The sequence below is a fragment of the Pseudonocardia terrae genome (assembly GCF_021343995.1).
GTDB classification, from domain to species: domain Bacteria; phylum Actinomycetota; class Actinomycetes; order Mycobacteriales; family Pseudonocardiaceae; genus Pseudonocardia; species Pseudonocardia terrae.
Genome location: NZ_JAJTTE010000013.1, coordinates 45,690 through 61,106, shown reverse-complemented (window position 1 = coordinate 61,106; position 15,417 = coordinate 45,690). Strand labels below are relative to the sequence as shown.

The following is a 15,417-nucleotide window of genomic DNA, read 5'->3' as shown; positions in this document are numbered from 1 at the left end:
AGGGCATCAGAACTCGACCTCCTGTGCCCGTCGCCGGATGACCGTCAGCTCGTCGCGCTGGTTGCCGGTGGGGCCGATGTAGTTGAAGCCGTAGGAGAACTGGGCGTAGCCGCCGATCAGGTGCGTCGGCTTGATCAGCAGACGGGTCAGGGAGTTGTCGCCGCCGCCGTGCAGGCCGGAGGTCTCCGTCCGCGGCACGTTCAGGTGCCGGTCCATGGTGTGGTACATGAACACCGTCCCCCGCGGCATGCGGTGGGTGACCACGGCGCGGCAGGCGACCACGCCGTTGCGGTTGTACGCCTCGATCCAGTCGTTGTCGGCCACCCCGACGCGCTCGGCGTCGAGCGGGCTCATCCAGATCACCGGGCCGCCGCGGAAGAGCGTGAGCATGTGCAGGTTCTCCTGGTACTCGGAGTGGATGGACCACTTCGAGTGCGGCGTCAGGTAGCGCACGACGATCTCCGGATGGCCGTCGGGGGAGCGGGTCGGGTCGCCGAAGTGGGCGAGGACGTTGAGCGGCGGCCGGTAGGTGGGCAACTGCTCGCCGAACTCGGCCATCCAGTCGTGGTCGAGGAAGAAGTGCTGGCGGCCCGTGAGGGTGTGCCAGGGCTTGAGCCGTTCGACGTTCACGGTGAACGGGGAGTAGCGGCGCCCGCCGGACTCGGTGCCGGACCACTCGGCGGAGGTGATCACCGCCCGGGGCTGGGTGCGGGTGTCGGCGAAGTCGATGCGGTCGCCGGAGCGCTCCTCGGCGAGGTCGGCCAGCTCCACGCCGGTGCGCTCCTCCAGCGCCCGCAGCGACTCCACCGCCAGGCGGCCGTTGGTCGTCCCGGACAGCGCCAGGATCGCCTCGCAGAACTGGTCGTCACGGGCTATCGAGGGCCGGCCGTCGGCCACCCCGCCGTGCACGGTCCCGTTGCGGCTGCGCAGGTGGTCGATCTCCTGGCCGGGATTCCAGGTGACGCCCTTGGTGGAGGTGCCGAGGGTGTCCAGCAGCGGGCCGACCGCGGCCATCTTCTCCGCCACGGCGACGTAGTCACGCTCGACGACGATCAGCTTGGGCATGGTGCGGCCCGGCACCGGTTCGCACTCGCCGGCCTTCCAGTCGCGCACCCGGCCGTGCGGCTGCGCCATCTCGTCGGGGGTGTCGTGGGCGAGCGGCGCGGCGATCACGTCCCGTCGCACCCCCAGGTGGGTGGCGGCGAGCTCGGAGAACCGCGCGGCGACGGTGTGGAAGATGTCGAAGTCGGTGCGGGTCTGCCAGGGCGGCGCGATCGCCGGGCTGAAGGCGTGCACGAAGGGGTGCATGTCGGTGGACGACAGGTCGAACTTCTCGTACCAGGTCGCCGCAGGCAGGACGATGTCGGAGAACAGACAGGTGCTGGTCATCCGGAAGTCGATCGCCACGGACAGGTCGAGCTTGCCGACCGGGGCGGGATCGCGCCAGACGACGCCGGCCGGGCGCAGCTCGGGCGGGGTCTGCGCGGCGGTGACCGCGTCGTCGGTGCCCAGCAGGTGCCGCAGCATGTACTCGTGCCCCTTCATCGAGGAGGCGAAGAGGTTCGCTCGCCAGATGGTGAGCACGCGCGGGAAGTTGGCGGGCGCGTCCGGGTCCTCGGCGGCGAAGCGCAGCCGTCCGGCCTTCAGCTCCTCGACGACGTGCTCCGGCACCTCCTTGCCGGCCCGCTGCGCCTCGTCGCACAGGTCGAGCGGGTTGCGGTCGAACGCGGGATGCGACGGCATCCAGCCGAGCCGGGCGGCGAGCGCGTTGCAGTCCGGCAGGCTCCGCCCGGCGAGCCGCCCGTCACCGACCGGGCTCGTCAGCACGTCGGCGGAGAACGCCTCGTAGCGCCACTGGTCGGTGGCGAGCCAGAACAGCGGCGTGCCGACCATGTGCCGGGTGGGCCGCTGCCAGTCCAGCCCGAAGGCGAGATGGAACCAGCCGGTGAGCGGCCGCACCTTCTCCTGGCCCACGTAGTGCGCCCATCCGCCGCCGTTGACGCCCTGGCTGCCGGTGAGCATCACCAGCGACAGGAAGGTGCGGTAGATCTGGTCGGAGTGGAACCAGTGGTTCGTCCCGGCACCCATGGCGATCATGGAGCGGCCGCCGGTGCGCTCGGCGTTGCGCGCGAACTCCCGTGCCACCCGGGCCGCGGCCTGCGCCGGGACCGAGGTGATCGCCTCCTGCCAGGCCGGGGTGTACGGCACGCCCGCGTCGTCGTAGCCGCCCGGCCACTCACCCGGCAGTCCGTCGCGCGCCACCCCGTACTGCGCGAGCACCAGGTCGAAGACGGTCGTCACCAGCCGTCCGCCGACGCGCGTCGCGGGGACGCCGCGCCGTAGCGTGCCGCCGGACTCGCCGGGACCGGCGTCGAACCGCGGCAGGAGCACCTCCACCGCCTCGCCGTCCGCGCGGTCGTGCAGCGTCAGCAGCGGGTCGACGCCCTCCAGGCGTAGGTTCCACCGGCCCGCGCCCGACAGCGACCAGCGGAAGCCGAGCGAGCCGTCCGGGACGACCGGCTGCCCGGTGGGCGCGTCGAGCAGGACGGTCTTGAACTCGGCCGCCTCCGTCTGCGTGCCCGGCAGGTCCGCGGCGGTGAGGAACTTGTCCGGCAGGTGAGCGCCGTCCCGCTCCCGCAGCGTCACGAGGAACGGCAGGTCGGTGTAGGTCTTGGCGTAGTCGACGAAGTACGGCACCTGGCGGTCGCGGTAGAACTCGGTGAGGATGACGTGCCCCATCGCCATCGCCAGCGCGCCGTCCGTGCCGGGCACCGCGGCCAGCCAGTCGTCGGCGAACTTCGTGTGGTCGCCGTAGTCGGGGGAGACCACCACCACCTTCTGACCCCGGTAGCGCGCCTCGGTCATGAAGTGCGCGTCCGGGGTCCGGGTGATCGGCAGGTTGGTGCCCCAGACGATGAGGTACCCGGCATTCCACCAGTCGCCGGACTCCGGCACGTCCGTCTGGTCGCCGAAGACCTGCGGAGAGGCCATCGGCAGGTCCGCGTACCAGTCGTAGAAGGACGAGATCGTCCCGCCGATCATCGACAGGAATCGCGTGCCGGCCGCGTACGACGTCATCGACATGGCCGGGATGGGGGAGAAGCCGATGATCCGGTCCGGCCCGTACCGCTTGACGGTGTGCACGTACGCCGCCGCGACCAGCTCCGTCACCTCGGGCCACGTGCAGCGCACGAACCCGCCTTTGCCGCGCGCCCGCTTGTATGCGGCGGATCGCTCCGGATCCGCGGTGAGCCACTCCCACGCCTCGACCGGGTCCGAGGTGTGCTGCTTCGCCCGCCGCCACAACTCCAGCAGCGGGCCGCGCACGTACGGGTAGCGGATACGGGTCGGTGAGTACGTGTACCAGGAGAAGGAGGCGCCGCGGGGGCAGCCGCGCGGCTCGTACTCGGGGGAGTCCGGCCCGACGGAGGGATAGTCGGTCGCCTGCGTCTCCCAGGTGATCAGGCCGTCCTTGACGAAGACGCGCCAGGAGCACGAGCCGGTGCAGTTCACCCCGTGCGTCGACCGGACCTCGCGGTCGTGCCGCCACCGCTCCCGGTAGAACTCGTCCGCGGTCCGGCCCCCCGTGCGGTACAGCACCCGTCGGGCCGGTGACTGCTCCCCGGGGAAGAAGAACTGGGCCGACCGCATCAACCGCTCCGCCGCCGCACCGGCACGATCCGCAGTCACCGGCGACCGCCTCCCCGTCCCTCGTCCGCGTGCCGTACGGTGGCGCCTCCGGTCGGCACTCGTCGGGTCGGACGATCCGCGGGCTGGATCAGCCACTGCGACGTCGGCTCCGCGCGCTGGTATCGGTCTCCTGCCGCCGGCTCAGTCCTCACTTCCCGCCGACGCGGCTGGCATCACAGGCACGTCCGACGCAGGAGAAACGTACAGCGACCTCCGTCGAGGCGACAGTCCTGACCCGACGGAGACCGGAGTCGACGAGGCGGGAGTAGCGGGAGCGCTCCCCACTTCGGGAACTCGACGCCGGTGGCCAGGTCCGCCGACATCACCACTCCGCTGCCGGGAAACTCCTGGCCCCGACCGCAGTGCGGGGGGCGCCCCGCCTGTTCTGCGCACCTCAACGGGGCCGGTAGGCATGGGCGCGATGAGCGATCCGAACCACGAGCACGAGGTGAGCGGCTTCGTCGAGCCGCAGCAAGACCCGATAGTCGCCGCGCCGAGCGCTGCGGTAATCGTTGAGCTCGCCGGTGAGCGGCTTGCTCAGCCGCGCAGGATTATCGGCCAGCGGGCCGGTGATGAACTCGATGATCGCGGCCGCCACCTTGCCCGGGAGCCGATGCAGGCTGCGGCGTGCCTCGCTGCTGACCTCGACCCGATACGGCTGGTCGGCATGCGCTGCGTCCGAGGCGCCCGCACCGGGAGTCACCGAGGCGGCAGCTCGAACTCGGCGCGCAGATCCTCGCCGGTGCTGGTTTCGCCCGTCGCGTGCTCACGCTCGGCGTCGGTGATCGAGTCGCGGACCCCGGGCTGGGACAGCCAGTACAGCGTCTCGTGCAACGACTCGAGATCGTCGGCAGCCATCAGCACCGCGGCTGGCCGGCCGTGCCGGGTGATGGTGACGATCTCGTGGGTCGTCTCGGCCTCGTCGACCAGGGCCGACAGTTTGTCCTTGGCTTCGCCCAGCGGTACCGCGCGCACCCGACCAATCTAGCCAGAAGTATGGCCAATATCTAGCCGGACTAACTGCAACTCTCGTCCTTCCTGAGCCGATAATCTACGTTATGACAGTTCGTTCGTCACCGACCCTGTGTCAGGGGGTCCCCCAGGGAACGCAGGTGTCGGCGCACCACGGCACGGGCCAGGTCCGGTGGAAGCGCCTCGGGGTGCAGGGTGCCGGCAAGGCCGAGTCCGTCGACCAGTGCGGCGAACCGCTCCGCCTCGACGTCGACGTCCTCGGCAAGTACGAGGCCGCTCCGGCGCAGGAAGGTCCCGGTCAGTGTGCGGACGCCTGTGTGCAGTCGTTCGGCGGTCGCCCGGAACGCCGGCGTGGTGCGGGCGGCCATGGCGAACTCCAGCCACACCGTCGTCTCCCGGGCGTTGTGCGGGTCCAGCGGCAGCAGCTCGTCGATCATGCGCTCGATCACGGCCGTCCGGTCGGCGCCCTCGTCGAGCTCGGTGCGATGGGCCTCGAGCCGGGCGGTCACCCGCTCGATGACCTCCTCGGCCGCGGCGCGGAGCATCGCCTCCGCGGAGTCGAAGTAGTGCCGCACCGACCCGATCGCCAGACCGGCCGCGTCGGCCACCCGGCGCAGTGAGGCCCCGTGCACGCCGCGCTCCTCGATCACGGCGAACACGGCGTCGAACACCTGTCTGCGGCGCCGGTCCGGATCCACGAGCTTCGGCATGTGACCTTTTTAGCACGGCCGTGCTACCGTCTTTTTAGCACGATCACGCTAATAAGGAGGATGTCATGGAGAGGTGGGACCTCACCCGTGACCGGCTGGGCCCACCCGGCTCCTCGTCGACCTCGCCTGGAAGGTCGGGATCGTCGGGGCTCTGGCGATCGCCGTCGTACTCGTCTGTGTGGTGATCGCACGACGGGCGCGCAGGTGAGGCCGTCCACCCCGCTCCCCCGCTGCGGCGGCCGCCCGTCACAGGGCCTGCGCCGACGGACCGACCCGGCTCTGACGACGGCGGACGACCCGGCACGGTCGATCCGGCCGACGAGCACCAGTGCACCTTCTGGGCCGGCATCGGCGGCGGCTGAACGGCCCGGCGGCTGAACGGCCGTCCTCAGTCGGCGGGCCAGCGCGGCTCCGCCGCCAGGTCGATCCCCAGCGCCGCCTTGCCGATGGTCTCGAGGGCGACGTCCGTGGACGGCGGGTGGAACTGTCCGGCCCGCACGTCCCGGTAGTACCGCTCGAGCGGCAGCCTGCGGAAGATCCCGTGCCCGCCGACCATCCGGACGCAGCGGTCCACGGCGGTGGCCGCGGCGGTGACCGCCGTGTGCTTGAGGGCCTGGATGTCCGCGGGCGCCAGCAGCTCGCCCTCGGCGCGGCGGGTCAGCCCGTCCGAGACCATGGCCTCCGCCGGGCGCAGGGCCAGCTCGACCTCCGCCGCGCCGGTCACCTGCGCCGGCTGACGGGCCATCGGCTGCGAGGCCCCGGTGACGGTCCGGCCGCCGACGTAGTCGTAGGCGAACCGGGCCGCCGCCCGGGCGATGCCGAGATAGACCGAGGCGACGGACACGGCGAACCAGGCGAAGATCCGCTCCTGGGCGGCGTCCCACACCGGTGGCCCCGCGGGATCGGTCCCGCGCTGCACGGCGGTGTCGGGAACGAACACGTCGTCGAACACGACGTCCCAGGAACCGGTGCCGCGCATGGCCATCGTGTCCCAGGTGTCGACGAAAGACAGCCCGGGCGTGTCCCGCGGCAGGCCGAACAGCAGCAGGCGGCCGGTCTCGGTGTCGGCCGCGGTGCCCCAGAAGAAGTTCAGCACCGGGGCCAGCGAGCAGAAGGACTTGCGGCCGGTCACCCGGTACCCGCCCGGCACGGGGCGGGCCGGGGTGGACGAGGTGCGCACGTTGAGGCCCGTGGCGGCGTCGGTCAGGCTGCCGCCGACGACCGTGCCCGCCGTGACCATCGCGAAGATCGGCTCCGCACCGCGCTCACCGCCGTGCCAGCCCTCGGCCGCCGCGCCGACGCCGAAGAGGTGCATGTTGGTGGCGAGCGCGGTGGAGCCGCACGCCCCGGCGATGATCTTCTGGCAGGCGGCGAACGTGGCCAGGTCCGCCCCTCCCCCGCCGAGCTCGGTCGGCACCACCGAGGCGAGGTAGCCGACCTCCTTCATGCGCTCGACGTTCTCCACCGGGAAGCGGCCCTCCCGGTCGATCTCGGCGGCCCGGGGCGCGAACTCCTCGGCCAGCTGCGCCGCCACCGCGGTCCAGTCGGTCATCTCACGGCTCCACGACGATCTTGCAGTGCTCCTCGGGATCGGCCAGCGCGTCGAACGCCCAGGCCAGCCGGTCGAGGCCGACCCGGCCCGTGACCAGCGGGGAGACGTCGATCTCGCCCTCGGCGATCGACCGGAGCGACGCGGCGAACTCCTCCGGGGTGTAGCCGAGGACGAAGTCCACCGACAGCTCCTTCGAGATCCCGAAGTACGGGTGGACGGTGTCGGCGCCCATGCAGACCCCCACCACCACGACCCGGGACCGCGCCGGGGCGCAGCGCAGGATGTCGTCGAGCACGCCCGGCACCCCGACGGCCTCGAAGACGACGAGCGGCGTGGCAGCGCCCGCCCGGTGCCAGACCGTCTCCTCCCGCGGGTCGACGACCTCGGTGGCACCCATCGTCGCGGCGAGCTTCCGCCGGGCCGAGGAGAAGTCCGTGGCCACGATCGACTCGACGCCCCGGACCGCCAGGGCCGCGATCACCGCCAGCCCGACGGGCCCGCAGCCGACCACCACGGCGCGCTGGCCGGCCCGGATGTCGGACCGGACGACCGCGTGCAGGCCCACGGCCATCGGCTCGGTGAGCGCGGCGTGGTGGGCGGGCAGGCCGTTCGGCACCTCCAGCACGAGCGGCGCGGCGAGGACCATCCGCTCGCCGTAGCCGCCCTTGACGGTGTTCGAGTAGACGATCGCGTCGACCGAGCCGTCGGGTCTCGGCAGGACCGGGAACGCGGTGACCAGGGTCCCGGCGGGTAGGGCCGTGGTGTCCGGACCGGCCTCGAGCACCCGGGCGGAGAACTCGTGGCCCAGGTAGACGTCGCGGTCGAGGTCGAGCTCCGTGCCGTTGCGGGGCACGCCCTCCATCGTCCGCCCGAGCGCCTGCATCTCGGCGCCGTGCTGAGCGAAGTGCAGGTCGGAGCCGCAGATCCCGCAGGCCGCGACCTCGACCAGGACCTGACCGGGGCCCGGGACGGGCTCCTCGACGTCGTCGCGGACCAGGACCCGGCCCGCGTTGAGCACCGCCGCGCGCATCAGGCCCCCTCCCGCGTCGCCCCGGCCTCGGCGGCGTGGCTCTTGATCGCGCCGATCACCGCCTCGCCGGCGCGGCCGAAGATCTGCTCGCGCTTGGCGACCGCCCAGTCGTGCGAGGCCTTCGGCGCCGCGAGCCGGCCCTTGAAGTGCGGGATGACGTGCCGGGCGAAGAGCCGGTACGACTCGATCGTCGCCGCCGGGGAGGCCCAGTCGTGCCCGAGCATGAGGAACGTGCCGAACCCGCCGGACTGGTCGAGCAGCTTCTCGACGTAGGCGATCGCGTCGTCCGGTGTGCCGATCATCGCCCGCCCGCTCGCCGCGTACTGCTCGACGAACTCGGCGTCGGAGAGGTCGGCCGGGTCGCCGCCGTCGGACAGCGGCACGAACCCGGCACCACCGCCGAAGTAGTTCGCGAAGTCCCGCAGGCCGTAGGTGCAGTCCTGGACGGCCTGCTCGCGCGTCTCCGCCAGGTGCATCTGGCCCAGGACCCGCCAGGTCGACCGGTCCGGCTCGGGCCGGCCCGCCTTCGCCGCCTGCTCCTCGACGACGCCCCAGGCGTTGCCGATCGCGGCGAAGCCCTCGGCGGCGGCCGACATCGACAGCGAGAGCAGCGAGGCGCCGTACTTCCCGGCCAGCCGCGGCCCCGACGGCGAGACCATGGCGGCCACCGCGATCTCGGGGTGCGGCCACTGGTAGGGCCGCACCTGCAGGCGTGCCTCGCGCATGGTGAACCAGTCGGTCTCGCGGGTGACCGGCTCCTCGCTGCCGAACAGCGCCAGGACCGCCTCCAGCGCCTCCTCGTGCCGGCGGCGCTGGTCGACCGGGTCGATGCCGAGCACATAGGCGTCCGTGGGCAGGGCGCCCGGCCCGGTGCCGAAGATCAGCCGGCCGCGGGTGAGATGGTCGAGCAGGCAGATCCGGTCCGCCAGCAGCCACGGGTGGTGGTAGGGCATGGAGACGACGCCGGTGCCCAGCCTGATGTTCCGGGTGCGCTGCGCGGCGGCCGCGATGAAGATCTCGGGGCTGCCGATGAGCTCGTAGCCCCCGGAGTGGTGTTCGCCGACCCAGGCCTCGTCGTAGCCGAACCGGTCGAGCGCCTCGATGCGCTCCAGGTCGTACTCGAAGGCCAGCGTCGGGTCCTGGCCGTACGGGTGGAACGGGGCGTAGAACACCCCGAAGTTCAACGGCCGCATCAGGCCCAGCCCCCCTTCTCGTCACGGGCGATGCCGCCCAGGAACTCCAGTAGTGCCGCGTTGACCTCGGCGGGTTTCTCCTGCTGCACCCAGTGGCCGGCGTCCGGGACCAGGACCGTCCCGCGGTGGTCGGAGAGCCACGCGTCCTGCCGGTCCGGCGGGGCCATCGCCAGCACGGGATCGAGCGCGCCGCCGACGAAGAAGCTCGGGACCTCGACCTTCGCGCCGTCGAGCTGCGGCGTGAGCTCCCAGTTGCGGTCGAAGTTGCGGTACCAGTTCAGGCCGCCGGTGAAGCCGGTCCGGGTGAACTCGGCGGTGTAGAAGTCCAGCTCCACCTGGCTCAGCCAGTCCGGGAGACGGTCCGGCTCCGGGAAGCGCTCGACGAAGCCGCGCCCGTCGTCGTCCGACGGCGTGGCGCCCTGGTCGCTGCGGACGCCGCACAGCAGCCTGCGCATCGTCCGGCCCGCGTCGGCGCCGAGCTCGGCGTCCGCCGGGCCGGACTCCTGGAAGTAGAGGATGTAGAAGAACCGGCCTTCGAAGGCCTTGCGCCACAACGTGGTCGGTGGCACGGAAGGGCGCGGGGCGAACGGCACGCTCATCCCGCAGACACCGGCCACACGCTCGGTGTGCAGCAGGGCGCTCTGCCACACCACCATCGAGCCCCAGTCGTGGCCCACGAACACGGCCTTGTCGGCCCCCGCCCGGTCGAGGAGGGCCACGAGGTCCCCGGTCAGGTGCGCGATGTCGTAGTCGGCGATCGCCTCCGGACCGGAGCTGCGGCCGTAGCCGCGCTGGTCGGGCGCGAGGACCCGGTACCCGGCTGCGGCGAGCGCCGGGATCTGGTGCCGCCAGGAGTAGGCGAGCTCCGGGAACCCGTGGGACAGGACGACGACCGGGCCGTCGGGTGGCCCGTCCTCCACGACGTGCAGGACGACGCCATCGCCTACGTCGAGCTCGACGGGGCGCTGAGTGGCCACACTGCCACCTCCTGGTAACGGTTGTGACCAGAACCGTAGGGTATGGTCACGCGCGTTGCCAAGACTTGACGAGACAACGAGACCCCCGCGCTGGGCGGGCGTGCCGGCGGCCGATCGTGTGGCCGAACGGCGTGCCCTGCTGCTCGATGCCGGCCTCGAGCTGCTGGGCACCCAGGGGCTCGCCGCGACCACGGTGCGCGGCGTCTGCGCGACCGCCCGGCTCAACGCGCGGTACTTCTACGAGAGCTTCGACGACATCGGAGCCCTGGTAGTCGCCGTGTTCGACCGGGTCGTCGCCGAGCTGCACACGACGGTCGACGCGGCCGTGGCGGCGGCCGGCGAGGACCCGGTGGCCCGGGTGCGGGCCACCGTCGCCAGTACCGCGGAGTTCGTCGACTCCGACCGGCGCCGGGCCCGCGTGCTCTACGTCGAGGGGCGGGGCCACGAGCGGCTGCAACGGCGCCGGCGCGAGTCGTCGTCGGACATCGCCGGACTCGTCGCGCTGGAGGCGGCCGGCGCCGACCCGGGTGCCGAGCACCGCCTCGTCGCCGCCTTCCTGGTCGGCGGGTTCAGCGAGCTGCTGACCCGCTGGATCGACGGCGAGATCCCCGTCGACCGGGACCAGCTGGTGCACACGGCCACGGAGCTCTTCCTGGCCCTCGGCCGGGCCGGGAGCCGCCTCGCACCGGCGGACCGCCGCGCCTGACCGTCAGCCGCGCGGCGCGCGCCCGTGGCCGATCCCGGGTACACGGTGGAGGTCGCCCGCCGCGGAGGCCGGTGGGCGGGAAGGACGTCATGCCAGTGCACACCCTGCCAGGCGGCACCTACCGGGTCGGCGACCTCGACCTGACCCGCGTCGGCTACGGCGCCATGCAGCTCGCCGGGCCCGGCGTCTTCGGGCCGCCGAAGGACCAGGACGAGGCGATCGCCGTGCTGCGCGCCGCCGTCGACCTCGGTATCACCCACATCGACACCGCCGACTTCTACGGGCCGCACGTCACGAACGAGCTGATCCGCGAGGCGTTGTCGCCCTATCCCGAGGGCCTGCACATCGTCACGAAGGTCGGCGCCCGGCGCGACGAGCAGGGCGGCTGGCCGCACGCCCGCACCCCCGCCGAGCTGCGCGACCAGGTCCACGACAACCTGCGCCGGCTCGGCCTGGACCAGCTCGACGTCGTCAACCTGCGGGTGGGCGGGATCGAGGCGCCGGAGCCCGGGTCGATCGCCGAGCAGTTCGGGGCGCTGGCCGAGCTGCAGCAGCAGGGGCTGATCCGGCACCTCGGGCTGAGCACGGTCTCCGCCGATCAGCTGGCCGAGGCACGGACGATCGCAGCGGTGGTCTGCGTGCAGAACCTCTACAACGTCGCCCGCCGCGCCGACGACGCGCTCGTCGACCTCACCGCGGAGCAGGGCATCGCGTTCGTGCCGTACTTCCCCCTCGGCGGCTTCTCCCCGCTGCAGTCCGACGAGCTGCACGCCGTGGCCGAGCGGCTGGGCGCCACCCCGTTGGCCGTCGCGCTGGCGTGGCTGCTGCAGCGGTCGCCGAACATGCTGCTCATCCCCGGGACGTCGGCGGTGGCGCACCTGCGCGAGAACGTCGCCGCGGCCGGGCTCGAGCTGCCGGCCGACGCCCTGGCGGAGCTCGACGCGATCGGGCGCGAGGAATCCGTCGGGGGCCGATGAGTTCCGCGGGGCCGGGCGGTCGTAGGGACATGAGCAACGAGACCAGGTCCCGCACCACCGTCACGAACATCGGCGTGGCCATGTTCACCGTCGCCGACCAGGACGCCGCGCTCGAGTGGTACACCACGGTCCTCGACTTCGAGGTCCGCGGCGACACGCGATTCGGCCCCGATGGCGAGTACCGCTGGGTGGAGGTCGCCCCGCGCGGCTCCACCGCCCGGCTGGCGCTCAACCCGCCGATGGCCGACCAGCCCGGCGGCGGCTCGATCGGCGTCGAGACGCCGGACGTCGCAGCGGAGCACGCGCGCCTGAGCGCGATCGGCGGGGTCGACCTCGACGCCGCGCCCGACGACAGCACGCCCGGGGCGCCGAAGCTGTTCATGCTGCGCGACCCGGACGGCAACCACATCGCCGTCGTCGAGGTGCCAGCCGGGGGCTGACCACGCCCTACCGACCACGCCCGAGACCCGCCCACCTCCGGACCACGGGGCCCGGGCGGGCGTCGGGCCGGACGGCGGCGGCATCGATCACCCGATCGGGATTTCCGGCGTTTCCGATCGGCTCGTCCGGGCTACATTCCCGCCGATGTCCGGCTCAACCAGAGGGGTCGTGTCCGGCCCCCGCTCGCGACACCGGGACCCCGGGTGGCCCCGGTGGTGGCCGACGCCCTGCTGCCGACCCGCAGCTTCGACGTGGCCTGCCGGCGCGTGCTGGAGTACCTGCAGCAGACGGTGCCGCTCGGGGGCTGGGCGGTCACCCGGGTGATCGGCGACCGCCAGGTGCTGCTCAGGGCCGAGGGGAACGCCTACGAGCTCCCGCCCGGCACGAGCCTGCCGTTCACCGAGTCCCTGTGCCACACGATGGTCGAAGGCATCACCCCGCGCATCGCCCCCGACGTGCGCGAGGTGCCGCAGTACGCGGAGATGGCCGCCGCCGCGCCCCTCGACGTCAGCGCCTACGTCGGCACCCCGATCGTCAGCGGGGACGGCTGGTTGTTCGGGACCGTCTGCGGCTACGACCCCTCACCGCAGCCGGAGGCCCTGCGCGACCAGCTGCCGCTGCTCGACCTGCTCTCCGGCCTGCTGTCGGCGGTCCTCGACGCGGACCTGTCCGCCACGGCCGCGTCCCGCGAGCTCGAGCGGGCCCGCCACGAGGCCGAGACGGACGCCCTGACAGGCCTGCTCAACCGCCGGGGCCGGGACCGGTTCGTGGAGCAGGAGGAGGACCGGTTCCGCCGGTTCGGCGACGCCGCCGCCGTGGTCGTGCTCGACCTGGACAACCTCAAGACCGTCAACGATCTACAGGGCCACGACGCCGGCGACGAGTACATCCGCCGGGCCGGCGCCTCGCTGGCCGCCACGGTCAGGCGCGACGACGTGCTGGCCCGGCTGGGCGGCGACGAGTTCGGGATCATCGCCGTCGGCGCCACCCCGGACGAGGCGGCCGAGCTCGTGGGGCGCGCGGAGCGGGCCCTGGCCGAGGCGGGGGTCTCGGGGTCCTTCGGACACGCCCCGTACAGCATCGTCACGGGCTTCCCCGGCGCCTGGAAGGCGGCCGACGAGGCCATGTACGCGCAGAAGCGGGCCCGGCGAGCTGGTCTCTCGGGCACGGCCGGGCGGTGAGCCGGATCCGGGTCGTCACGCTCAACGCCCTGTCCCCGCAGTACGCCGACGGGCCGCGGCGGCGCGAGGCGATCCGCGCGGAGCTGCAACGGCTCGATCCCGACGTCGTCGCGCTGCAGGAAGTCGTGCGCGCCGAGGTCGCCGACCTCGTTCCGGGCCACCATCTCGCCCTGCACCCCGCCGAGGCCGACGACGGCAGCACGGCCGTCCTCGCGAGCCGGTGGCCCTTCGTGCGGGTGCACCGGCTCAACCTCGACGTCACCCCACGCGCACGGGAGTTCCGGTGGGGCGGCGCGGCGGTCGCCGAGCTGGACGTGCCCGGGGTCGGGCGGGTCGTCGTCGCCCACCACAAGCCCTGCTTCCAGCTCGGCTTCGAGCGGGAACGGGAGCTGCAGGCCGTGGCGACCGCCGGGCTGGTGGAGCGGGTCGTGGCAGACCGGCCGGCGCACGCCGTGCTCCTCGGGGACCTCGACGCGACGCCCGACGCCGCCAGCATCCGGTTCCTCACCGGCCGCCGGTCACTGGAGGGCGTGAGCGTGAGCTACCACGACACCTGGGAGACCGCACACCCCGACGAGCCCGGGCACACCTTCGCCCCCGCGAACCCGCTGGTGGCCGCCGGGGACATGCCGCTGGTCCGGCCGCGCCGCATCGACTACGTCCTGGTCCGGGACACGACCCACGGCCCCACCCTCCGGGTCGACGGCTGCGAGCTCGCGTTCACGGGCGGGCCCGGCGGCGTCCCACCGAGCGACCATCTCGGCCTGGTGGTCGACCTCGCCCCGCCCGACCGGTCGCCCGGGGCGTTCGGCGACGGGTTCGTTTCCTAGGACGCTCGGCGCTGCTCCTCGGTGCGGGTCAGTCGCCGCAGCTGTGCGGCGAGGTACGGCCGGGCCCGGCGCTGCCCGCCGCGCGCCGCGATCGCCGCATCGAGTGCACGCAGCGCGCCCAGCACCGCGGTGAGGTTCGGCTCCCAGCCGCGCCGCTCGCACTCCGCGAACCAGTCGGCGGGACTGCGGTGCCCGCGCGCGGCGTTGCAGCGCCGGCACGCGACGACCTCGTTCTCCACCCACGACGGGCCACCCTTGACCTTCGGCACCAGATGGTCGGTCGTCGGCGCGACCAGGCCGATACAGGGGCGCCCGCACCACACGCACGCATCGCCGTCCCGGGCCGCGGCGGCGCGCAGCCGCTCGGCGCGACCGGGCTGCGGGGACGGGGACGACATCGCCCGCCAGTGTCCTCCGGATGTCGCGGGCGCGCCTGTGATCAGGGCACGCTCTCGCCCGTCGTCTCGTCGACGGCACCGCGGCGCGCCCGCGGGTCCGGCGGGGGCCGCAGGGGCGCGGTCACCCCGGCCGAGCCCGGCCCCCTCCGGAGCCACACCGTCACCGACGTGTACGCCGCGACCTGCTGACCCGCGACCGGCTTCTGGTCGACCACCCGGAAGTCCGCGGCCTCCGGGCCGAGGAAGGGCGGGAGGTCGGGATCGGCGCTCACGATGTCGAGCCGTTCCTCCTGCAGCCGCAAACGGGCGGCGGCCCAGCTCATCCCGACGACGTCGGGCACGGTCACGGGACCGGCGGCGAGATCCCGGGCCGCCTCGTCCGCGGCCCGCCGCAGCGGCTCGGGAGCCTCCTCGTCGAGCTCGCGCCAGCGCTCCCAGGCGGACTGCCGGGTGATGCCGAGCCGCGTCGCGATCTCCGCCCACGAGCGGCGCGCCACCCGGGCGTCCCGCACCGCGTCGAGCTCCGCCCGGTCGAGCAGGCGGCGCAGCGACCCGATGTCGGACAGGGCGTCGAGCGCTCCCTCACGGGTCCGCCGGCGGGCGAGGCGCTCGAGCGCCTCCCTCGCCTCTCGCCACGGGTCCACGGTGTCAGGCTAGCCTGACATCTCCCGTCCGCCAACGGTCGGCTGACAGCCGGGTGTCGGGCACCGGCCGCTCGATGTCGGCCTCCGGTGCCGCGTTCACGTCCCCCCTCGCCGGG

15 protein-coding genes are annotated in these 15,417 nt (G+C 73.2%); 5 read left to right on the top strand and 10 right to left on the bottom strand.

Annotation, left to right across the window (positions count from 1 at the left end):
- Nucleotides 1–6 precede the first annotated feature (6 nt).
- The 8 genes from LWC33_RS11075 to LWC33_RS11040 form a co-directional block, all read right to left on the bottom strand.
- A complete protein-coding gene (locus tag LWC33_RS11075) occupies nt 7–3,651 on the bottom strand; it encodes a nitrate reductase subunit alpha (protein ID WP_233304203.1) in 3,645 nt (1,214 codons plus the stop codon).
- 433 nt (nt 3,652–4,084) lie between these two features.
- Nucleotides 4,085–4,393: a type II toxin-antitoxin system RelE family toxin gene (locus tag LWC33_RS11070; protein ID WP_233304202.1), complete on the bottom strand. Its 309-nt coding sequence runs from the start codon at nt 4,391–4,393 to the stop codon at nt 4,085–4,087.
- On the bottom strand, nt 4,390–4,665 hold the full coding sequence (locus LWC33_RS11065) for a type II toxin-antitoxin system Phd/YefM family antitoxin (RefSeq protein ID WP_233304201.1): 276 nt from the start codon (nt 4,663–4,665) through the stop codon (nt 4,390–4,392). The genes LWC33_RS11070 and LWC33_RS11065 overlap by 4 nt, the downstream gene beginning before the upstream one ends.
- 98 nt (nt 4,666–4,763) lie before the next feature.
- On the bottom strand, nt 4,764–5,372 hold the full coding sequence (locus LWC33_RS11060; RefSeq protein ID WP_233304200.1) for a TetR/AcrR family transcriptional regulator: 609 nt from the start codon (nt 5,370–5,372) through the stop codon (nt 4,764–4,766).
- Nucleotides 5,373–5,760: 388 nt separating this feature from the next.
- Nucleotides 5,761–6,924 carry an acyl-CoA dehydrogenase family protein gene (locus LWC33_RS11055; RefSeq protein ID WP_233304199.1) on the bottom strand — a complete coding sequence of 388 codons (1,164 nt, stop codon included), beginning with the start codon at nt 6,922–6,924 and terminating at the stop codon, nt 5,761–5,763.
- Between the two features lies 1 nt (nt 6,925).
- Nucleotides 6,926–7,954: a zinc-binding dehydrogenase gene (locus tag LWC33_RS11050; RefSeq protein WP_233304198.1), complete on the bottom strand. Its 1,029-nt coding sequence runs from the start codon at nt 7,952–7,954 to the stop codon at nt 6,926–6,928.
- The gene (locus tag LWC33_RS11045; RefSeq protein WP_233304197.1) at nt 7,954–9,147 is read right to left on the bottom strand and encodes an LLM class flavin-dependent oxidoreductase; all 1,194 of its coding nucleotides are present in this window, start codon (nt 9,145–9,147) and stop codon (nt 7,954–7,956) included. Before LWC33_RS11045 ends, LWC33_RS11050 begins: the two co-directional genes overlap by 1 nt.
- Nucleotides 9,147–10,124: an alpha/beta fold hydrolase gene (locus tag LWC33_RS11040; protein WP_233304196.1), complete on the bottom strand. Its 978-nt coding sequence runs from the start codon at nt 10,122–10,124 to the stop codon at nt 9,147–9,149. Before LWC33_RS11040 ends, LWC33_RS11045 begins: the two co-directional genes overlap by 1 nt.
- A gap of 118 nt (nt 10,125–10,242) precedes the next feature.
- On the opposite strand from LWC33_RS11040, the gene LWC33_RS11035 reads away from it, so the two are divergent.
- The 5 genes from LWC33_RS11035 to LWC33_RS11015 all read left to right on the top strand — a co-directional run bounded on the left by LWC33_RS11035 (nt 10,243) and on the right by LWC33_RS11015 (nt 14,259).
- A complete protein-coding gene (locus LWC33_RS11035; protein ID WP_233304195.1) occupies nt 10,243–10,830 on the top strand; it encodes a TetR/AcrR family transcriptional regulator in 588 nt (195 codons plus the stop codon).
- 89 nt (nt 10,831–10,919) lie between these two features.
- Nucleotides 10,920–11,807 carry an oxidoreductase gene (locus LWC33_RS11030; RefSeq protein WP_305080856.1) on the top strand — a complete coding sequence of 296 codons (888 nt, stop codon included), beginning with the start codon at nt 10,920–10,922 and terminating at the stop codon, nt 11,805–11,807.
- A gap of 29 nt (nt 11,808–11,836) precedes the next feature.
- Nucleotides 11,837–12,247, top strand: a complete 411-nt coding sequence (locus LWC33_RS11025; protein ID WP_233304194.1) for a VOC family protein — start codon at nt 11,837–11,839, stop codon at nt 12,245–12,247.
- 204 nt (nt 12,248–12,451) lie between these two features.
- Nucleotides 12,452–13,429 (top strand): sensor domain-containing diguanylate cyclase, encoded by a 978-nt coding sequence (locus LWC33_RS11020; protein WP_233304193.1) that lies wholly within the window; start codon nt 12,452–12,454, stop codon nt 13,427–13,429.
- Entirely contained in the window at nt 13,426–14,259 is an 834-nt protein-coding gene (locus LWC33_RS11015; protein WP_233304192.1) for an endonuclease/exonuclease/phosphatase family protein, read from the top strand. The genes LWC33_RS11020 and LWC33_RS11015 overlap by 4 nt, the downstream gene beginning before the upstream one ends.
- Here the strand turns inward: LWC33_RS11015 and LWC33_RS11010 are convergent.
- Both LWC33_RS11010 and LWC33_RS35920 read right to left on the bottom strand, forming a co-directional pair.
- Entirely contained in the window at nt 14,256–14,657 is a 402-nt protein-coding gene (locus LWC33_RS11010) for an HNH endonuclease (RefSeq protein WP_233304191.1), read from the bottom strand. The two genes, LWC33_RS11015 and LWC33_RS11010, sit on opposite strands and share 4 nt — an antisense overlap.
- A gap of 41 nt (nt 14,658–14,698) precedes the next feature.
- Nucleotides 14,699–15,301 (bottom strand): PASTA domain-containing protein, encoded by a 603-nt coding sequence (locus tag LWC33_RS35920; RefSeq protein ID WP_233304190.1) that lies wholly within the window; start codon nt 15,299–15,301, stop codon nt 14,699–14,701.
- Between the last annotated feature and the right edge of the window lie 116 nt (nt 15,302–15,417).